Here is an 18,387-nt window from a genome sequence, read left to right on the forward strand (position 1 = left end):
CTTATTTCCTTCGGTTGTTCGGGTCATCGGCGCCGTGCCGGGGCTCGGCGGCGGGACGGGCGGGGGCCGGTGCGGTGCGGTGGCCGAGAGGCGCAGGCGGGTTGCACGAGGACCAGGCGGCTGTGAGGCGGGCGTGGTGGGCGCCGATGACGTCCATGGACGACAGGCGGCCGGGGGCCCGGACGGCGCTGGGGTGGCCGAGCGGGTCGGCCCGCCGGCGCTGGACCGGTTCGCTGCTGACGAGCGCGCGGGCGAATCCCGCGAGCACATGCGCCGGGGCGCTCTCGTAGATCCGGGCGTCCCAGACCTTCTCGCTGTCTCCCGGGCGGCCGGCGGCGGAGAACTCCCAGACGAAGGAGTCGCAGTATCCGGGGTCGAACGGCCGCCGGTGCGCGGTCAGGAGCCGGTCGGGGGAGCTGGCCCGGGCGGTGCCATCCCCGTGCAGGGTGCAGGTCCAGCCCGCAGAGGCGAGCACCTGCCAGACGTCGGAGTCCGCCGCACCCGACGGGGCGGGGTGGTGAGGGCGTCGGTAAGACCGGCGGCGATCTCCACCGGGACCATGCGTCCGAGCTCCGCGAACCACGCCGGTCCCCCGGGCGGCGCGGCGAGGACGCGCCAGCAGATATCGGTGTGGGAGAGCGGGGCGAGGAACAGATCGTTCTGCCGGTCGGGGCTGGTGAGGAGTACCGACGGCGCGAGCGGATCGGCATGGCTCGTCCACCCGGCAGCGGCCAGGGCATGGGTGACGTGCCGGGCGTCGCCCGGACCCACGAGCGCCCGGGGCCGGACGTCGTACTCGGGCCGCCCGTGATCATCGGCGAAGACGGCCAGCTGCTGATCGCTCACCTGCATGTCACGTTCACCGGGCCCTTCCCGCATGAGCGACCGCTGCCACGGGCCGGGACGGAAGGCAGGTCTGCGCGGTGGCCGGGGGGCCGGTCCGGCGCTGGGCAGCACGGGCGGCCTTGAGCCGCCCCTGGTGGGCTTCGACCACCGCTTCGCCGGTGACGCCGGAGGTTTCCTGCCGGACGCTGTAGTGCCCGGTCAGGTCGTACATGCCCCGCAGGACCGGGTCCGGGCTGACGAGCGCGGCCATGAACCCGGCCACAAGATGCGGCGGGGCGGATTCCGGGAGCCAGCCATGCCAGATCCGCTTGTACGAGCCGTCCCTGCGGCGCTCGCCGGCCTCGGCCCGCCAGCAGGCAAGTTCCTCGGAACGGCTCACGCGCATCAGCTCATCGGGAGAGGCGGCGAACTCCTCGCCGTGGTCGTCTGTCCCCTGTGTCCAGCCGGCCGCGGTGAGGACGGGCCACACGTCCGGCACGTCGTCCGGCACCGGGTGGATGAGCGCGTCGGTGAGCCCGCCCAGGATCTCCGCCGGGATCAGCGCGCTGAACTCCGCGTACCTGTAACCCGGAGTGAAGGGATGGCCGCGGATACGCCACCAGGCTCCGGTAGCGCTCGGCGCGTGGTCCAGGCCCAACCGCAGCCGCTGGTCGGGGCTGACGAGCAGCACCCCGGGGGACAGGGAGTCGGAGTGGTCCGCCCACCCGGCGGCGTGCAGGGCGTGCGTGACGTGCCGGGGGTCACCGGGCCCGGCCAGATGGCGTGGCACCGTATCGAACTGGACACGGTTCTTATGGGTATCGGCGAAGGCGGCCAGCCGCCGCTCCCGGTTCATACAGTCCCCGGGCCGCTGGCGGGGGACGGGGACTGCCCCGTGCTCCGGAGCCGGTGCGAGCGTGCGGGGAGGACGGTCGGCGAATCGCAGGGACGGGGGTCGTGCGGGGAGGGGATGGCGGTGTCACCTTGCCTGTCGTAGTGGTGCGGATTTGAGTGGAGGCGTGCTTTCGGAGGGGGAGGCGTTGCGGCGGGTGGCGCGGACCCGGGCGCCGACGGTGTCGAGGCGGGTGCGGTGGGCCGCGACGTATGCCTCCGGGGTCATCCGGCTTTCCGTTCGCAGGGCGCTGTAATGCGCCTCTGTCTGTGACCAGTCGCGCTGCACAGGGGCGGTGTCGGTGAGCGCGGCGATCAGACCGGATACCAGGTGCGGCGGGGGCTCGTGAGCGATCCACGCGCTCCAGATCAACGGCCCTTCACCCGCGTCGGGCCGGACCGTGATCCGCCACGCGCGGGCCGGGTCGTCCCGGACGATCTGCAGGTGCTCGGTGCTGACCATGCTGTCGGGCGAGTGCGCCGCGTCCCCGCGCGGGGTGCGGGACCAGCCTGCATCCGCCAGCAGTTCCCACACCCCGGGCGGCTCCACGGCGGGTGAAGGAAGCAGGCGGTCCGTCAGACCGGCGAGGATCTCCACCGGGATCGCGGTGAACTGCGCGTACCAGTGCTCGAAGGGGCCTTCGCTGCGCAGATACCATGCCGCGTCGTCGGCTGTGGTCTGCGGCTCGTGCCGCAGCCGGTGGAGACGGTCGGGGCTGACCAGGTCGACCACCGGCGCGAGCGGGTCGGAGCGGACCTTCCAACCGGCGGCGGCCAGGGCATGGGTGGTGTGCCGCGCGTCCCCGGGGCCGGCCAGATACCGCGGCGACACATCACTGAGGAAACCGGTGTGCTCGGACGCGAACAGATCCAGCTGCTCCCGCCTCAGCACGACCAGAACCTCCCGCCCGCGGGGCCGACCACCAGCTGGGTGGTCACCGGCCGCCTCACCGCCGGGTCCGATGCGGCCCGGCGACGCGAGCGGCCGGACCGCGAAGGGCGGGCGAGGTGTCGGTCCGGCACTGGGCGGAGCCCTGCTGAGCGCGGACCGCGGTGTCGAGTCCGGCCAGAGCGTCCGCGCCGTTCGCCCACACATCGAGCGCGGGCCAGGCTTCGTCGAAGAACGCCGTCACGACCGCATCGACGCTGTCCACCGTCGGGTCGGGCACGGACAGAAGGGTGTGCAGCCGGGCGACGGTTTGCTTGTGCTCGGCGTCGATGGTCTCCGCCGCGTGGACCAGGGCCTCGATCTTGGACCGCCACTCAGGCTGTGAGGCGGCGGGCAGCATGTCCAGCTGCGCGTTGGCGGTGGCGAGCAGGACGTCCAGGCACTCCTCCAGGGGCTGGAACGCTTCCCACATGCGCCGGTCGCGGCGGTGGGCGGCCCAGCCGTATGCCAGTTCGTCACACGGCCGGCCGTCTCTGGTCTGCTCCTGGGCTGGATCGCCGTCGAAGGCCAGCACGATGTCCGCGGATGTGCGGATGAAGCGGTCGAGGCGGTTCAGATGGGTGTCTGACTGGATGATCGGGGCGATGGTGACTCCTTCGAGGGGCGCGATGGCGCTGCCCTGGGGTGGTTCAGCGGAGTGCCGTGTTTCGGCTTCGCACGGGGCGGGGCTGGTGTGTCAGGAGTTCTGGCGTCGTTGCGTTTCGAAGAGCGGCCCCCAGTACGTCGGGATGGCGGGCGGATCGCTTCGGTCACGGTCGGCACGGGGGCTGGGGCGTGGTGAGCGGTTGGTGAGGAATCCGGCCAGGCGGCGCAAGAGGCGCGGTCGGGACGGCGCGGTCGGGGTGCGGTCAGGGATGAGAGAGCTCCGGGCGAGGGCGCGGACAGGGAAAGAGAGGCCACCGTTCTGGCCGACCGGGGTTGGTCAGCGCTTGTGCCGGGGCGGGGCGGTGGGCCGGGGCAGGGACGGCGGGGGCGCGGCGCGATGGAGGGCCTGTGACCTGGGGCCGGCCGCGGCGCGCAGCCGGGCTTGGTGCGCTTCCCGGTGCTGGGCCGGGGAGACGGAGGAGACAGTGCCGACCGCGTGGCGGTGGGCGATGTTCGGTGCGCTCTGCTCCCGCAGGAGCGGCGCGGGGTCCGACAGTGCCGTCATGAACGCGGCGAGGGCATGTGCCGGGGCACCGTCGGTGATCTTGGCGCCCCACATGTATGCGAAGCCGCCGCGCGGGTGCGGAGGGCTGGTCTCGACGCGCCAGTCGTACAGCGGCGGGCCGGAGTAGGTGGCCATGGTGTGCCGGACGACGTGGGCGGTCGAGTCTGGGGACACGGCGTAGGCGTCCCGGTCCTGCGCCAGGGTCCAGCCGCGGCCGGTGAGAACCGCCCAGATGTCGGGTGCTTCACCGGGCGGCGGGTTCAGGAGTGCGTCGGTGAAGGCGGCGACGATCTCGGCGGGGGTGTAGCCGCCGAAGTGGGCAACCCAGTCCGGGTCGGGATTGGACGGAGAGTGGGAGGAGACACGCCACCAGGTGTCGCGGGGGTCCGGGCCGCTCGGTTCCAGGACGAGCTGGAGCATGCGGTCGGGGCTGCGCAGGAGGACATGGGGGTATCCGGGGACCGAGTGGTCGCTCCAGCCGGAGGCCAGGAGGACCTCTGTCACGTGGCGCGGGTCCCCGCCGCCCGCGAGATGGCGCGGAGCGATTTCGTACAGCTGGTCCGCCCGGTTGACACGGCCCCGGTCGGTGGGTCCGTTGGCGCGGGAGAAGAAGGGCCGGCCGGGCGGTGGGTCCTGATCGGGGCTGTGACTCATCAAGTTCCTCAGCGGACGGGGGTCAGCGGCGGGCGGGTGCCTGCCCGGCGTTGGCGTACGGGGACGGGGCGGGTGTGGTCTTGCGGGGACGGGCACCGGCCCAGTTGCTGCGGGCCCAGGCGGCGGCACGGGCGGCGGTGATCCTCGCCTGCTGCCAGGCGGAGAGTTCCTCGGGCCGCACGGACACCGAGGTGGTGCGGATCCGGTTGCTGGGCGGGAACATCCCGCGGGGCCGCATCACCGGCTTCGGGTCGGCCAGCGCCGCGCTGAACGACTCGATCAGATGCATCGGCGTGGTGGGGGTGAAGACCGCGTGCCACGCGGTGCCGTGCTCGGTGCGGGCTGACGCCCACCAGTGCGCCTGCCCTGGGGTTGACTCGTGCCACTGGAGCCAGGTGTTCTTGTCGGGGCTGACGGCGGTGACATGCCGGCCGGGCTGGGCCTCCCACCCCTGGCGCTCCAGCGGTGCCCACGGGTTGGGGGCGTGGGCGGAGCGCGGTCGGGTGAGGGCGTCGGTGAACCCGGCGACGATCTCCGCCGGGGTCTGCAGACCAAGGGTGGCGTGCCATTCCTCCTGGTGCCCGTCGGACCTGCCCCGGATGGTCCAGCCGCCCGGCTGGACCAGCGGGTCGAACCCGATCCGGACGTTTCTGTCAGGACTGTCGAAGACGATCGGTCCGCCGGTCCTGGACAGGTCCTTCCAGCCAGAGGCCCGCAGGAACTCGGTCACATGCCGCAGGTCGCCGCCGCCGGCCAGGTAGCGGGGCTCGATGAGGTAGTGCTGCTGCGGCCGGGCGTTCCACTCATCCCAGAACTGCTTGCTCACCGGCTCCTCCCCGAAGGCTTGGGCGAGGACGGCTTCGCGGCAACGGGCGGGCTGCCGGGAGCCGGTGGCCGGGCGAGCTGCCGGAAGGTGTCCGCGTGCTCGTCGAGGTCCAGCCCTACGTCATGGAGTTCGTTCGCCGCGCGGCCGAGAGCCAGCCACACTTCGGCCGGGAACGGCCCGCCGTTTTCGCGCTGCTCCTTGGCGTAGTGGGAGCCGGTGGCCAGCAGGGTGGTGAACCGGGCGAGGGCGCCGTCGTCGGGGTCGAGGACGGCGCTCAGGATCTGGACGGCTTCGTGGGGCGGGGCCTGGGAGAGGTGGGCGGCGAGCCGGTCGATCTGCCGGGCGATCTCCCCGGCGAGACGGACAGGGGAGGGAGTCGTGTCGGTCATGGTCCTCCGGGACAGAAGAGCGCGGTGGATGGTCACAGGTGCCGCCCGCGGCGGGATTCGTACAGGGCCGCCCAGTCGGCGGGGTCGAGCGGGCTCGTCCGCCCGGGGCTGCCCAGGGCGCGGGCGCGCAGACAGCGGCGGGCGAGGAAGACGGCAAGCCGGGGCGGCTTGGATGCGCTGATGCGGGATGGGGGCGTGCGGTCTGGGATTGCCGGGACTCCAGAAGGAACGGGGTGTGGGGTGCGGTGGCCGGCCCCGCCGTGAGGCGGGGGCGGACCTGGTTCAGGTACTGCGGCTGGTGCGCGTCGCCCCCGTGGCCGGGGCCCTGGGCGGCAGGGGAGCGGGCTCCGTGGCACCCGGGGGCCTGGCGCGGCTCATGTATTCCGCTACGGCTTCCTGGTAGGCGACTGGGTCGAAGACGTCCGACGTGATGTTGACGATGTATCCGGCCATGAGGAGCGTGGGGACGGCCCGGGTGGCGAGACGTTTCTGCTCGGGTTCGGGCAGTTCCGCGGGAGTCTCGTGCCATACGTAGGCGGGGCCTGCCGTGACCAGGGTCTGACGCTGCAGGCCGAGTTCGTCGAGGAGCGCGAGGAGCTGTTCCGGGGCACCGGTGGGCGTGTCGGCGTGGATCGTGGTGCTCAGGGCCTTGCGGTAGATCTCGACGTCGGTGCCCTCGTCGTCGGCTCGATTGCCCATGGGGAAGGGGGGTCTCCTTCACTGATGCGGAATCACCGGCGGCGGGCCGGCGGTACGGCGGGCGGTTGGGGAGGGGACGTCACCGGCCGGGTGGCGGCGGTGTTGCGGAGCTGTTCGATCTGCCGGGTGTGCTGGGCAAGGCTGGTGGTGATCTGCATGAGCCGTTCGGCGGGGGCGGGGTCCTGCCCGCTGTCCCGCAGACGCTCGCCCCAGCTGAACCAGGTCGAACGCAGTGCCCTGTCGATACCGGGCAGCAGTCCGGACGGAGCACACAGCTCGGTCAGAATGTCCGCGACACTCCGGTCCTTGTCGGCTGCATCGGCACGCTCCATGAGGTGTTCGAGGTAGCGGTGGGCTGCCTGCTGGTCGCCGCCGGGGGTGGTGAGGATGTTGAGCGTGGGGTCGAGGTGGACGCTGAATCCGGCGAGGAGCAGGGCGTGGGCCGCCGCGGTGGCGCCTTGGCGCTGCTGCTCGACCGGGAGGGCGTGCGGCTGGCGGTGGTACGGGCCGCGCGGCCCGGGATGGGAGATGAACTGCCCGGTGGTCTGCAGGATTCCGGCGGCCCGCTCGTCGCCGCCGATCGCGACGACGAGCTGGGTTCGCGGGTCCCGGGCGATCGAGATGTACTCCAGGACCGCGAACTGCGGCTTCCCGTCGTCCGGCGTCATCGGGTGCGTGCGGCGGGCCTGGCCCGCTGGGCGACGGGGGCGGCGCCGCTGGTGTCGAGGGCGGGACGGTTGTGCGGGTGGCGCAGCACGACGCCGATTCCCAGCTCCTCCAGCCGCGCACCGGCCGTCCGGACGGCCTGCGCCTGGCGGGCGGTGTCGTCTCCGGACAGGACGAACGCCTTCTCCGCCGGGTCCCAGGCGAAGCCGTTCTCGTGCAGGACGGCGGCGGCCTTCTGGCTCCCGGGCTTCGCGGCGAGCAGCCCGTCACCGAACCAGGTCATGGTCACCGCCTCCCGGGCCGGTGCCGGTGCCATGGCGGGCGGCGGGTGCACGGCGTTGTGTTGGACCTGGGCGAGGGCCTTGTCGTAGCGGGGGAGCAGATCGCCGGTAATGGCGTCCGCCGCACGGAACGGGTCGGCGGGGACAGCGATGCCGTCGGGCTCGCGCACTGCCTGGAACGCTCTCGCAGGGATGCCGGGCGGGGCCATGGCGGCGACGAGGAACTCCTCCTCGGCGCCGGGGCGGCCGATGAGGTACAGGCGGGTGCCGTCGTCGCGGGTCAGCACGGCGTCCTGCCCGAGTACGCGATGGGCCAGGGCGTCGGCGATGAGGTTCATGTCCCACACGTCCTCGGCGCGGGCGTACTGGTCGGCCTGTTCGGTGTGCTGCTGGTGGGTACTGACCCAGGCGCCGGGCAGTTCGTCGGCGAGGACAGCGGCGAACGACTCAAGGTCATGGGCTTCGATGTCATGGGTGTCGTGCAGGTCGGGCATGGTCTCCTCAGTGAGTGGGGGAGGGCGGGTCAGCGGCGGCGGACGGTCGCCGCGGGGGCCTGTGGCGGCGGGATGGCCGGCGGCGCAGGGCAGGCGCAGACCGCGGAGGCTTCTCGCTCGGTGACCGGGACTCCGCTGCCGCATACCGACCGCCTCGGGTGGAGTGTTCGGCGGTCGGCGAGATCGGTACGGATACCGCGCAGGTCGGCGGCGACGGAGCCGAGGCCGTGGACGGTGAGGTACCGCAAATGCTCCGCCATCGCCCCGTCCACGGGGCCGCCGAGGCCCTGGTGGAAGTCGGCGGTGGCACTCAGGACGTCGGCGAGTCCGGCGAGGACGCCGTCGTATGCGGCGGTGACCTCCGCGAGCACCTCGGCGACCTCGTCGCTGGTGGTCGCCGACCGGATGCTGTCGGCGAGGTTCGCGACCTCGGCACCGAGCGGAAGATAGCGAGCCTCGCGGGCTTCGGTGTCGAACGCCGCGTCTCACCGGAGGGGGCAGCCCGCGGTACGGAGCCGGGCGACGGCCCGGGTGGCGAGCCGCGTCTCCCCGACAGGGTCGAGGCCGATGGGCAGCCGGTGGTAGACCTCGTGGACGCGGACAACGGGCACGAAACCCGAGCGCTCCAGGATGCCGTGGGCTTCCGGATCACCTCCCCGCGCGAGGACCTCACCGGGGCCCTCGTCCCGCTCCAGGGTCAGGAATCGGTTGGCCAGGGACAAGATCATGGGCTCTCTGTTCGTGGGGGATCAGCGGGAGCGGTACGCCGGGGCTGCGGGCGGACCGGCGGCGACGCCAGGGGATTGTGGGGTGGTCCGGCCTGTGCGGCACAGCGCGGTGGCGGTGGCGTCGAGATCCCGCTGGAGGGCGTCCAGACGCCGAGCGGACCATTCCAGACGCTGCCCGGCCTCGGACCCGTACGCCCCGGGCAGCTGGGCGAGGCGATGTGCGGAGTGTTCGACAACCCCGCGCACGGTGGCCAGCGGGCCGCTCGTCCCGTCGGCGAGATGACGGAGCAACAGACCGATCTCGGCCTCTACGCCCGCAACGGGTGCCGGTGTACCCGGATCCGGTGCCGACTCGTCACTGGCCCGGGGGGAGCGGAGCCCGAGGTCGGCCTCGATGCGGCGGGCCTCCGCCGCGAGGCGCTGGGGGAGCTGGGCGGACTGTGGCTGCCAGGTGCCGTCGAGGCGGATGAGGTTGGCCACCAGATCCAGGCGGCCCGGCTGGGCCTGGACGGCGATCCAGCGGCACGCCAGTTGGTCACCGGGCGGCGCGATGCCGGTGGCACGGGCGAGACGGTGGGCGATCTCCGACCACTCGGCCGACGCCGGCTCCCGGTCCTGCGGGTGGAGTTCGACGGTGAGATGGAAGAGCGGTTCGCGGATTCCCTGCTCGTCCGCTGCGAAGGGAAACTCCAGGGTGGGATCGTCGAGATGCTCGGCCCAGCCGGCGGACGTCCACGTCTCCTCCTCACCCTCGATGAAGTGGCCCAGGAGGTTCCAGTGCGCGACGACGATGTGATCGGTCAGGCCCTCCCTCGTGGTGACGGGCCGACCCAGCGCCTCTTCCAGCGGCCCGGCGGCGTCGATGCCCCGCTGCCACAGATGGGGGATCACCGCCCGCCCCGGGCGTCGTCGATGTGGACGAGCTGGTTCAGCAGGGTGACCGTGTACCAGCCGCAGTCGACCGGTTCGCCCACAGTGATCAGTTTCGGCAGGAGATAGCCCTCCATCGCCCGCAGATGGATTAGGCAGTCCGGGCACCGACGGGACAGATGCACCATGTACCGCGGATGGGCGGTGACGTAGGTCTGGCTCCCGCCGGACGGGTTGCGCAGCCGCCACCCGTCCTCGTCCGTCGGCGTGTGCCACGACGGCGTGACCACCGACATCGACTCCCCCCACAACTCCCCGCCCGCCGCACCCTTGAGGACCACGATCTGGTCGCCGGGACGGAAGTGCTGATGGGTGATGTCCCGGTGGGGGGTGAGGACGTCGTCGGGAACATACGGCGGGCGGGGACTTTCGGACACAGGGAGTCCTTCCACGGGGCGCGGGTGGCGGTGGGGAGGATTCAAGAGTCCGCAGAATCCCCGGTTTCGCGAACCGAGCATCGTCGTCTATAAAGCCCCGCGCCTACCGGTACGGGTTCTCCGTACCGCGGTCCGTATCGGTGGCGGCGTCGAGGAGTTCGGGCAGGTCAGTGCCGTTGGCGTCGCGGTGAGGTCGGCCTGGGGCGCGGTAGTGGCCTTTCGGCCAGCCCGTTTCCCCAGGCCGCCTCCCGAACCGGACGTGCCTGTTGCCGAGCATCCGGCTCTCCACTGTTTCGTGGCGCTAGGCGAGTTGGCGTGCCGCGTACTCGGCCCACGGGGTGGGGATTCTCTCGCCGCGGAACCGGTAGCGAGTGACTTCCCTGGATGCGGCCAGATAGAGCCGCACGTTCTCCGTGGGGTCTGCCCACAGCCATCGGTCGACTTGATACCGACGCCGTAGTTGCTTCCTGTTGGCACGGCGGTGCTTCTTCCGTAGCCACCTTCCGACCAGCCACCACACATAGTGGCTGAGGTAGTGGAAGGTGTGCGACGAGACGCCGTGCTGGAAGTACGCAGTCCATCCCCGTAGCACCTGATTGATCCGGCGCAGCAGGGTGCCGAGCGTGACGTTCGTGGTCTGTCGCGCGATGGTCTTCACCTTGTGCTTGACCGACGTCAACGCTTTGTCGGACGGCCAGGTGTAGACGTATCGCTTGCTGCTTCCCTTCTGCTGCTGCCGCTGGATGCGGAAGCCGAGGAAGGTGAAGCCCTCGTCGAGATGGACGACGCTCGTCTTCTCCTCCGACAGGCGCAGGCCCATCGGGGAGAGCACCTCTGAGACCTGGCCCCGGATCGCTTCAGCGTGCGCTTTCGTCCCGGCCACCATCACCACGAAGTCGTCGGCATACCGCACGAGGCGGTAGGTCGCTCCTCCGCGACGACGGAGCCGGGTCCGCGCGTTGCTGTCGTGTCCGGCGGCCTGCCATTGCTCGGCGAAGAACTCGTCGAGCACGGACAGGGCGATGTTGGCCAGCAGAGGCGAGAGAATGCCGCCCTGCGGGGTGCCGGTGTCGGTGCGCCTGACCATCTGGCCCTCGGAGAGGATGCCAGCCTTCAGGAACGCCTTCACCAGTCCCAGAACGCGTTTGTCTCCGACGCGGTCTCGCACCCGGCCCATGAGGGCCGTGTGGTCGATCTCGTCGAAGCACGCCGTGATGTCCGCCTCCAGGACCCAGTGATAGATGCTGGTTCCGTAGTGGTGGATCTCGGCGATGGCGTCCTGAGCGCGCCGGTTCGGGCGGAAGCCGTAGGAGCACGGTTTGAAATCCGCCTCGAAGATCGGCTCCAAGACCAGCTTGAGAGCCGCCTGCACCACCCGGTCCCGCACCGTCGGAATCCCCAGCCGGCGCAGCTTGCCACCGGCCTTCGGGATCATCCGCTCTCGTACGGGCATCGGGCGGAACGCCCCGGTCTTCAGGTCGACCCGCAACATGGCCAGGAACTCCTCCAGGCCATAACGGACTTCGACACCGGTGGCGGTCAAGCCGTCCACCCCTGCCGAACGGGCTCCCCTGTTGCTCCGCACCCGGCTCCACGCGATCAGCAGGAACGCCGGGTCACAGACGAGGTTGAACAGATCATCAAACGTTTGTGACGGATCATCCGTCGCCCAACGATGCAGCTTGGCCTGGATCCCCAGTACCCGGCGTTCGGCCTTCATCAAGGCCCACTCCAGCTCGTCGGTATTCACCCACGACCTCCTGGCATTTCAGTACCTGCACTGCGAAACAGCTGCCGCCCTTCGCCATGTGGACGGCTTTCCCGTCCTCGGACTACTACGGCGGCTCCGTCCCACTGCGCGACTCCCGGTCGACGACGGACCTGGCCGCTTCCGCACTGGAGGTGCGGACAGACGGCAGGCCGCGCAGCGGTTCCCACGTTCACCACACAAACCGATCGGCGGGGGTGGTGCCCAGCTCTTCCCCGGCAGCATGGCCACGCCTACGCCGCAGACCTTCGGCGTGACTCCCGACAACAGCAACCAAAACCGCCGCCGGGCGCGCTTCGTCAACCAGAAACTCAGCGCCTACTGCAATCCAGCCCATATCCACCAGATTTGAGCTGGCGGTGGAGTTACGGGGGTTCAACCACTGGTTCACTCTCGTTACACCTCTCCGCCTTGCTTGCCGCACCCGGGCCGTCTGGTAGTTCCGGCCCGTCACGGCGTTGTCAGGGCTGCTTTCCGCCCTCCCCGGCGTCTCCCGGGTCAGGCTGCCCTCAGCTTCGCCACCCACGCTGCGACGTGGCGGCGGTGGAGTCCTTCCACCTCCACTCGGTTATGTGGCGCCTCGTGGCGCACCTGGTCGATCCACCACCCGGCTCGTGAGACGGTGCGGGTCTTCTCCTCCAGGGCGGCCCAGTCGGCCTCGTCCCAGGTGTCGCCTTCCCTGTTGAATCAGCTTGTTGAAGCTGACCAAGAGGGGTTCTGTGCGGGTGAGCTGGCGAGTGCTTCTGGGTGCCCCGGAACGTGGAACGTCTCGGGGCACCCAGGTCTTTGCTGGAGGCCTGGGATCCCGTTTCCCGCTCAGGAGCCACCCGCACCGGACAGGTGAAAGGGTCTTGGCAGAGCAGCCTCGGCGCGGAGCTTGAGGATGTTGCCTCGGCGCTCCGCGGCTACCGGGGCAACAGCCAGGCCAGGATGGCCACCACCACACCCACAACAGCGGCGACCGTAGCCGTGTACGTCCAGCCGGAACGCGGCGCAGGAGCAGACGCGGGCGTCGGGGGCGTGCTGGTCTGCGGAGGAGTGTGCCGGTTGACCAGCGCCACGATGACGAAGCCCGAGAACATCAGCGCGGCCAGCCCCCCGATCACACCGAGCGTCACGAGCGGGACGGTCTCAGAGGCGGCCTCGGAAGCCATGACGATCCATGTGTTCATGCCGACCAGCGTCCCGACGCCCAAGTAAGCGATGTATCGGGAGAGTCAATTACTACCCGTGCAACGCTTATCTCATGAGCAGAGGCCACGGGCGCGTACAACGACAGCTTCTTGAGTCCCTTCGCGCCTTGAACAGCAAGCGCCCCGACGCATGGGTTCAGATGCGGGACCTTGCCGGAGGAGACGCCGCCACCCGATCCGACATGGAGAAGACTCGCCGTGCCCTCCTCGCCCTGGAACGAGAAGACCTGGTCCAGATAGGGCACATCGAGTGGCGGAACTCGGAGGTGGTCGTCGCCCGGCTCAACGGGCCGGACAAGGAGATGCCCCTGGGCCCGCCGGAGAACCTGCCCCTCGTCGAGATCGAGGGAGGACTCGCCGCCCTCGCCGAGATCTACAACGACGCCCTCCATGAAGCAGGCTCGCTCGCCTACCTGAAAGTCCACTGGCACCCGGAACCAGTCCTCAAGGTCCCCATTCTCTCCCTGGAGGGACACCGCCGAACCGTCGTCGACTACGACCCCAGGACACGCCTGGCCATCAGGGCCGCCCAGCTGGAAGACTGGCTCACCGCCCAACGCCGCGAAAGGCAACGGGGAAAGGCCGAAGCCGCCACTGCCCGACAGGCCCTCCACGCCGCAGGCGAGCGGGTGGAGGATGCGTTCCTGGCCGCGCTTCTACGGTTCATCGAGGCCCCCCACGACACCGAGGACCGCGAGCGTCGCGGTCACCAGGTGATGACTCTCCTGAGGCTTATCAACCTCAGTAACTCGGCGAACAACGACACCTCGCCCGATCCTGGCTGACCGGTCGCTTGCACAGACCAAAGGCCAAGCCGCTCCGCTAGCTGGTTCTCCATTCGGCCGGCGGCGCCGACATTCAGTCTGGCTTCGAGCGGGCCCGGCCGGGCCTCCACACTCTCGGCTGATGTGTCCGAGCAGCCGCCTAGGCATGGTCGGCCAAGGCCTGGCTTGCTTCGGTGACGAACCGGTCCCGGATCTCGGCGAGCACGGACTCCATGCGCTGCGCAGTCCTTCCGGGAGCGACGGCTTCACGGGTGACGCGTTCCAGCGCAAACCTGTGTGTAATGTCGAGGAACGAGCACTCCATCAGGGTGCTTCTTGCCTGCTCTGCGAGACGTTCTCGGTCGTCCGGGGCAGATCCGCGAGCGCGGAAGAACGCTGTGAGAGCAGAGTTGGCTGCTTGAGCGGCAGCCACGTGCTCAGAGGATGCTGTGCGGCTTCTCGTCGGCAGCATCAGGGCCCTTCGCGCCTTGCTGAAACCGTCCCGTCCACTGCGGGTGTAGACGATGTTCTGGGCCGCTTCGTTGATCTCGCGGGCTATCTCCAAGATGTTTGCCGGACCTGCCAGCTCCAGCAGCGCGAAGTGCCGCAGCAGTTCATTCATTTGCTGGCGAGTGGGAGGCAGGTGTTCATCGTGCCGCGTGCCGCCGGGCGTACGACGGATCTCGTCAACGGCAAGGAGGTAGGCGGCCCATATCTCCCGGCGGACATCCCACTGCCGGTGCGCGCGGGCCTCGCGGGACTGGGCCTGGATGCCGTCGAGGGCTGCCTGATAGACGGCCTCGGCGTTTCGTCGTCCAGCTTCGGCGGTGGCATCTGCGGTTGCCTGTGCCGCCTTGACCTGCCGCCATCCGATGACCATGGAGGCGGGTATCGCGAGGAGGGCTGCTGTGCCCGCGACGAGGGCGGCGATGTCGCTGGGGCTCACGGGGTGGTCCCTTCGGTGCTAAGTCGGCTGGCGGTGCCGTGCATGGCCCCTTCTCCTGGATCGGTAACGCTAAGCGGCGTCTGAGCTTCCAGCCGTTCCTGGTTCTGACCGACATCTCCAAGCAACTCAGGCTGAAACGTTGCCAGCACTGGCCGACACTCGCTCGTCGTTTCCGCATATGCAGCCACCTACCCACCCAGGCAGCAGATCTCAACACGCTGACTTGACAGGGAACCCTTCGGCGACCAGGGCGGTATGGGCGGCGGTCATCAGCTGGTGGCGCGACCGCTCGCCCCACGCCAGTGCCTTCTCCGGGCCCTCCAGCGGCGGCATGTCGAACTGTCGGGCCCATGTGGCAGCTGATTCCTGTTCTTCGGCGCGCTTGGCGGCGAGCCATTCCTCCCGGCTGGCTGTGTCACTGTCGCGGTCGGCTTTCCAGCAGTCGGTGCAGTCCCGGCCGGCGAGCCAGCGGGCGAATCCCGCGCGCTTGTCGGCGGGCCGGCCGGATAGGTCGTGCGTGATCTCGTGTCCACAGGTGTGGGCAACCGTCCAGCTTTTCCGGACCCCCGGTGAATTCCGTTTGATGGGCGTTGCGTTCGAGGTCGGGGTGCTGGTCTGGGGCTTCAAATCGAGTGCCTTTCGTTGGCGGTTGGGGTGGTGGCCTGCGTTGTTGCGGAGGGTCGTGCATCAGATGCACGAGTCATGCGGCGGACGGAGGTGGTCTGGAGTGCTTGGCGGTGGTCTCGGGGACGCTTCCGCCTTCTGCGTCGTCTCAGCGTGTCCTGCGGATGGCGTCTGTGGCCGCCGTGGCGATGGCGGCGGGAGCGCTGGAGGGCTGGGGCAGGTGCAGCAAGGTGGTCCCCGGCAGGTGGAGGGACTGCGCGGTGAGGGTGAGCTGGAGTACGGCGCAGCCGGCGGTGGTGAGTTGCTTGACGCGGGTGGCGGCTTGAGTGGTTTCGTCGCTGTTGTACCGGGCGTCGGTGACGATCACGAGGAGGCGGCCGGCGCCGGGGCGGCTGAGTTCGAGGCCGTGGTCGAGTGCGTCGATGGCGTCGCCGAGGTTGTGGTGGCCGCCGTTGGCGTCGAACGTCGTCACGCGTTCTGGTGCTCGGTGGGTGGGTCGGGTCAGTGCGGTGAGGTGCTGGTCGTAGGCGATGGTGGCGGTAAGGGAGTCGGGGTCGGTCAGGGCTGCTGCGCGTGCCACGATCCAGGCGGCGGACGCGACGGGTGCGCAGGCGGCACGCATGGAGCCGGAGACGTCGACGGCGATGCCCACACGCAGCGGTGGGGTGGGGGAGTTGCGGCGGCGGGTGTGGGTGAACGGTTCCGCGGTGGGGACGGACCCGGCCGCGCGCTGAGCGTCGCGGGCGAGGGCCGCGCGCATGTTGAGGCGGCCGGGCGGGGTGGGGCTGGTGGTCCGCTCCTCGGTCCGCTCGCGGTAGGCGGCGGCGCGCAGGGCGCGGCTCAGGCGTGCGGCGGCACGCTGTTCGGCGGCGGTGGGCCTGCGGGTGCCGGTGACCGGGTTGCCGTGGGGCGCTGGTGTGCCGTCGGGGGTGACGGTGGTGCCACGGGCGTTGAAGACCGACTTGGCGGTGGCGGCGGCTTTGCGTCGTTGGCCGGCCCGCTGGGCGCGGTCCTGTGCCTGCGCCTTGGACTGCGCGGCCATGGCGTTGGTCGCTGCGGCCTGTGCCGCGAGGTCGGCGGCGTCGGTGGCGGCCGCGCTGTCCATGACGGCCACCACGGCGCCGGACAGCAGATCGGTGAGGTTCTCCGGCACGGGCAGGGCGGGGGTCGCGGTGTCCAGAGCGTCGCACCATTTTTGAGCGTGCGCGAGCATGGTCGTGGCGTCGTGGTCGGCGCACTGGTGGGCTGCGGTCCAGATGCGGGTGAGGGTGGCCAGCAGGTCTGCGCCCAGCACCTTTTCGCACAGATCGGCGACGGCCCGGGTCTCGCCGGGGTCCAGGATGCCGACGTCACGGCGGCCGAGGATCAGGGCCGCCACGGCGGCGGCGTGCTCGATGCCCTTAAGGGTGGGGTGGGCGATGTCGGGCATGACCAGGGTCCGGGCACTGGTGCGCAGGTACGTGCGGTCCGTGGGCCGCGTGATCAGGTGTGCGCCTTCGACGCGGCTCTCCTCCAGCAGGAGCGCGGCCTCGACGACACGGGGGTCCGCTCCGGCAGGCTGTGTCCAGAGGGAGTGGGCCGCGTGCGCGGCCTCGTGGACGAACACTCCCCAGGCGGCGGGATACCGCTCCTCGTCGCCAACGATCCGCGGATGGATCTCGTGGGGCTTAAGCGGGGCGAACAGGCGGGCGTCGAACTCGACCTCGCCCAGCGTGGGGAAATAGGCGGCCGGTGCGCCGCTGCGCGTGCCGGGGCGGCAGGTGACGAGGAGGTCCTGGCGGCCGGAGAGGGCGACCAGCCGGTCGCCGAGTTCGGCTCCCACGCGCAGCCACGCGTCCGGGGAGGAACGGGGTTGCGCGGGCGGGGCGCCGTCGTCGTCCCATCGCGCGAGGTCGGCGTCGTTGTCCCGGGTGGTGGCGGGGGACTGGACGTGGTGGTGGGCGCTCATCGCGAGCGGCCCCGGTGTGCGGAGCCGATGCTCGGGGGCTGCCGGGCGGCTGAGGCGGGGAGCTGTTTGCCGAGGGTGAGGGGAGCGACCTGTTTGACGCCGGCAGCCTTGATGACGGCGGCGGCGACGGCGTCGCGATCCTCCACAGGAGCGATGCCGACGAGGTTCGCGAGCGCGGCTTTGGTGCCGAGGACGGCCTCGGTCTTCTGGTAGCTGAGCAGTTCCCGCAGTTGGGGGGCCCAGCCCAGTTCGCCGAGTTCGACTTGGCGAGCGAGGTGTCGGGCGACCCGGACCACCCGGGCATCGATCCTCAGCGCCAGGGCGAGGTCGTAGTCCGTGCCGATCTGGATCTGCACGCTGAACCGGGACGACAGCGCCTCCGTCAACACCGCCCCGTGGACGCCGGGATTGTGGCCCGCCACCACGTAGAAGCCCGGCTCGGCCTTGATGGTCTCGCCCTTGTGGGCCTTGACCTGGATCTGCCTGCGCCCGTCCATCGCGGGATACAGCGCCGCCAGGACCTTCGGTGAGATCAAGGTGGCATCGTCGATCAGCAGGGCGCGGCCCTCGGTCATCGCGGTGACCAGGGGACCGTACTGGAAGACGTAGGCTCCCGCGTCGGCCTGTGTGTACTCGCCGACCAAGTCGCCGACCGTGGTGTCGCCGTCACCGGCGACGGTGAGCAGGTCCGGGAACGCCGCCTCGACCAGACTCGTCTTGCCGGTGCCCGGAGGGCCGTAGAGCAGCACCGGCACGTCGGCGTCGCGCAAGCGATTCAGCGCCTCGACGTCGGGCAGATCGGCCAGCTCCCGGGGGTGGTAGACCTGGCCCCCCGCGCGGCGGATCGGGCCGGTCTGCCTGGGCGTGGCTGCTGCGGGGATGGTCGTGCGGGCCGTGGCCGCCTGGGCGCGGGGAGAGTGAGTGCCCGGTGGGCTGATCACAGCGGACTGCGCGGCAGCGGCGGTCTTCGCGTTCGCGCGGAACTCCGGTTGCCCGGATCCGCTCTGGTCGGCCTCGCCGCGCCGCACCAGGGTAAGGGCGGCGTTGCGGACGGCGCCGTGGGAGTGGCCCAGCTGCCGGGCCATGTCCCCGATCGTGAGCCTGTCCGCCGGCCGGTCGGCCAGCAGCCGAGCCACCTTGGCCCGTAGCTCGCCGCCCTTGGTACGCGCTGGACTGGCAGGCGTTCCGGGTGTGGTCACAACGAGACCCCTTCAACAGGTGCGGGTGGGTTGGCGATGCGCTGGAGAGGCTGGCCGCCCTCGGAGCGGATCACGGACTGTGCCCA

General features: G+C 70.6%; 21 protein-coding genes and 1 pseudogene. 1 reads left to right on the forward strand and 21 read right to left on the reverse strand.

Annotated elements, in window-relative coordinates; genetic code table 11:
* Position 1: 1 nt before the first annotated feature.
* From OID54_RS33430 to OID54_RS33515, 17 genes are all read right to left on the reverse strand, one after another.
* Complete coding sequence (locus OID54_RS33430; RefSeq protein WP_329025742.1) at positions 2–475, reverse strand: DUF317 domain-containing protein; 474 nt, start codon at positions 473–475, stop codon at positions 2–4.
* The gene (locus OID54_RS33435; protein WP_329025744.1) at positions 397–846 is read right to left on the reverse strand and encodes a DUF317 domain-containing protein; all 450 of its coding nucleotides are present in this window, start codon (positions 844–846) and stop codon (positions 397–399) included. The genes OID54_RS33430 and OID54_RS33435 overlap by 79 nt, the downstream gene beginning before the upstream one ends.
* Positions 847–859: 13 nt before the next feature.
* Positions 860–1,681 carry a DUF317 domain-containing protein gene (locus tag OID54_RS33440; protein WP_329025745.1) on the reverse strand — a complete coding sequence of 274 codons (822 nt, stop codon included), beginning with the start codon at positions 1,679–1,681 and terminating at the stop codon, positions 860–862.
* A 123-nt stretch (positions 1,682–1,804) separates the two neighbouring features.
* A complete protein-coding gene (locus OID54_RS33445; protein ID WP_329025747.1) occupies positions 1,805–2,608 on the reverse strand; it encodes a DUF317 domain-containing protein in 804 nt (267 codons plus the stop codon).
* Between the two features lie 55 nt (positions 2,609–2,663).
* A complete protein-coding gene (locus tag OID54_RS33450) occupies positions 2,664–3,179 on the reverse strand; it encodes a hypothetical protein (protein ID WP_329025749.1) in 516 nt (171 codons plus the stop codon).
* A gap of 408 nt (positions 3,180–3,587) precedes the next feature.
* Positions 3,588–4,469 (reverse strand): DUF317 domain-containing protein, encoded by an 882-nt coding sequence (locus OID54_RS33455; protein WP_329025750.1) that lies wholly within the window; start codon positions 4,467–4,469, stop codon positions 3,588–3,590.
* Between the two features lie 22 nt (positions 4,470–4,491).
* Entirely contained in the window at positions 4,492–5,295 is an 804-nt protein-coding gene (locus OID54_RS33460; protein ID WP_329025752.1) for a DUF317 domain-containing protein, read from the reverse strand.
* A complete protein-coding gene (locus tag OID54_RS33465; RefSeq protein ID WP_329025754.1) occupies positions 5,292–5,684 on the reverse strand; it encodes a hypothetical protein in 393 nt (130 codons plus the stop codon). The genes OID54_RS33460 and OID54_RS33465 overlap by 4 nt, the downstream gene beginning before the upstream one ends.
* A gap of 282 nt (positions 5,685–5,966) precedes the next feature.
* Complete coding sequence (locus OID54_RS33470; protein WP_329025755.1) at positions 5,967–6,383, reverse strand: hypothetical protein; 417 nt, start codon at positions 6,381–6,383, stop codon at positions 5,967–5,969.
* 32 nt (positions 6,384–6,415) lie between these two features.
* A complete protein-coding gene (locus tag OID54_RS33475) occupies positions 6,416–7,051 on the reverse strand; it encodes a hypothetical protein (RefSeq protein ID WP_329025757.1) in 636 nt (211 codons plus the stop codon).
* A complete protein-coding gene (locus OID54_RS33480; RefSeq protein ID WP_329025759.1) occupies positions 7,048–7,824 on the reverse strand; it encodes a hypothetical protein in 777 nt (258 codons plus the stop codon). Before OID54_RS33480 ends, OID54_RS33475 begins: the two co-directional genes overlap by 4 nt.
* Positions 7,825–7,853: 29 nt before the next feature.
* On the reverse strand, positions 7,854–8,195 hold the full coding sequence (locus OID54_RS33485; RefSeq protein ID WP_329025760.1) for a hypothetical protein: 342 nt from the start codon (positions 8,193–8,195) through the stop codon (positions 7,854–7,856).
* 114 nt (positions 8,196–8,309) lie between these two features.
* Positions 8,310–8,552 carry a hypothetical protein gene (locus tag OID54_RS33490; RefSeq protein ID WP_329025762.1) on the reverse strand — a complete coding sequence of 81 codons (243 nt, stop codon included), beginning with the start codon at positions 8,550–8,552 and terminating at the stop codon, positions 8,310–8,312.
* A 21-nt stretch (positions 8,553–8,573) separates the two neighbouring features.
* On the reverse strand, positions 8,574–9,443 hold the full coding sequence (locus tag OID54_RS33495) for a relaxase/mobilization nuclease (RefSeq protein WP_329025764.1): 870 nt from the start codon (positions 9,441–9,443) through the stop codon (positions 8,574–8,576).
* Positions 9,440–9,859: a hypothetical protein gene (locus tag OID54_RS33500; protein ID WP_329025765.1), complete on the reverse strand. Its 420-nt coding sequence runs from the start codon at positions 9,857–9,859 to the stop codon at positions 9,440–9,442. The genes OID54_RS33495 and OID54_RS33500 overlap by 4 nt, the downstream gene beginning before the upstream one ends.
* A gap of 301 nt (positions 9,860–10,160) precedes the next feature.
* Entirely contained in the window at positions 10,161–11,609 is a 1,449-nt protein-coding gene (gene ltrA, locus OID54_RS33505; protein WP_329025767.1) for a group II intron reverse transcriptase/maturase, read from the reverse strand.
* A gap of 923 nt (positions 11,610–12,532) precedes the next feature.
* Positions 12,533–12,799, reverse strand: coding sequence for a hypothetical protein (locus OID54_RS33515; RefSeq protein ID WP_329025769.1), 267 nt, complete (start codon positions 12,797–12,799; stop codon positions 12,533–12,535).
* Between the two features lie 74 nt (positions 12,800–12,873).
* On the opposite strand from OID54_RS33515, the gene OID54_RS33520 reads away from it, so the two are divergent.
* Positions 12,874–13,605 (forward strand): hypothetical protein, encoded by a 732-nt coding sequence (locus tag OID54_RS33520; RefSeq protein ID WP_329025770.1) that lies wholly within the window; start codon positions 12,874–12,876, stop codon positions 13,603–13,605.
* Between the two features lie 139 nt (positions 13,606–13,744).
* On the opposite strand, the gene OID54_RS33525 is transcribed toward OID54_RS33520, so the two are convergent.
* The 4 genes and pseudogenes from OID54_RS33525 to OID54_RS33540 all read right to left on the reverse strand — a co-directional run bounded on the left by OID54_RS33525 (position 13,745) and on the right by OID54_RS33540 (position 18,238).
* The gene (locus tag OID54_RS33525; RefSeq protein ID WP_329025772.1) at positions 13,745–14,530 is read right to left on the reverse strand and encodes a hypothetical protein; all 786 of its coding nucleotides are present in this window, start codon (positions 14,528–14,530) and stop codon (positions 13,745–13,747) included.
* A 234-nt stretch (positions 14,531–14,764) separates the two neighbouring features.
* Positions 14,765–15,115: pseudogene (locus tag OID54_RS33530) on the reverse strand (hypothetical protein); the annotation flags it as partial.
* Between the two features lie 187 nt (positions 15,116–15,302).
* On the reverse strand, positions 15,303–17,102 hold the full coding sequence (locus tag OID54_RS33535) for a hypothetical protein (RefSeq protein ID WP_329025774.1): 1,800 nt from the start codon (positions 17,100–17,102) through the stop codon (positions 15,303–15,305).
* Positions 17,099–18,238 carry an AAA family ATPase gene (locus OID54_RS33540; RefSeq protein WP_329027928.1) on the reverse strand — a complete coding sequence of 380 codons (1,140 nt, stop codon included), beginning with the start codon at positions 18,236–18,238 and terminating at the stop codon, positions 17,099–17,101. The genes OID54_RS33535 and OID54_RS33540 overlap by 4 nt, the downstream gene beginning before the upstream one ends.
* Positions 18,239–18,387: the final 149 nt, after the last annotated feature.

It is taken from the genome of Streptomyces sp. NBC_00690 (genome assembly GCF_036226685.1).
Lineage (GTDB): Bacteria > Actinomycetota > Actinomycetes > Streptomycetales > Streptomycetaceae > Streptomyces.

What these genes read in the sequence shown, in the direction of transcription:
- OID54_RS33490 (WP_329025762.1), bottom strand. Translation starts at nt 8,552, where the DNA reads ATGATCTTGTCCCTGGCCAACCGATTCCTGACCCTGGAGCGGGACGAG.
- OID54_RS33480 (WP_329025759.1), bottom strand. Translation starts at nt 7,824, where the DNA reads ATGCCCGACCTGCACGACACCCATGACATCGAAGCCCATGACCTTGAG.
- OID54_RS33455 (WP_329025750.1), bottom strand. Translation starts at nt 4,469, where the DNA reads ATGAGTCACAGCCCCGATCAGGACCCACCGCCCGGCCGGCCCTTCTTC.
- OID54_RS33440 (WP_329025745.1), bottom strand. Translation starts at nt 1,681, where the DNA reads ATGAACCGGGAGCGGCGGCTGGCCGCCTTCGCCGATACCCATAAGAAC.
- OID54_RS33515 (WP_329025769.1), bottom strand. Translation starts at nt 12,799, where the DNA reads ATGAACACATGGATCGTCATGGCTTCCGAGGCCGCCTCTGAGACCGTC.
- OID54_RS33535 (WP_329025774.1), bottom strand. Translation starts at nt 17,102, where the DNA reads ATGAGCGCCCACCACCACGTCCAGTCCCCCGCCACCACCCGGGACAAC.
- OID54_RS33465 (WP_329025754.1), bottom strand. Translation starts at nt 5,684, where the DNA reads ATGACCGACACGACTCCCTCCCCTGTCCGTCTCGCCGGGGAGATCGCC.
- OID54_RS33470 (WP_329025755.1), bottom strand. Translation starts at nt 6,383, where the DNA reads ATGGGCAATCGAGCCGACGACGAGGGCACCGACGTCGAGATCTACCGC.
- OID54_RS33475 (WP_329025757.1), bottom strand. Translation starts at nt 7,051, where the DNA reads ATGACGCCGGACGACGGGAAGCCGCAGTTCGCGGTCCTGGAGTACATC.
- OID54_RS33520 (WP_329025770.1), top strand. Translation starts at nt 12,874, where the DNA reads ATGAGCAGAGGCCACGGGCGCGTACAACGACAGCTTCTTGAGTCCCTT.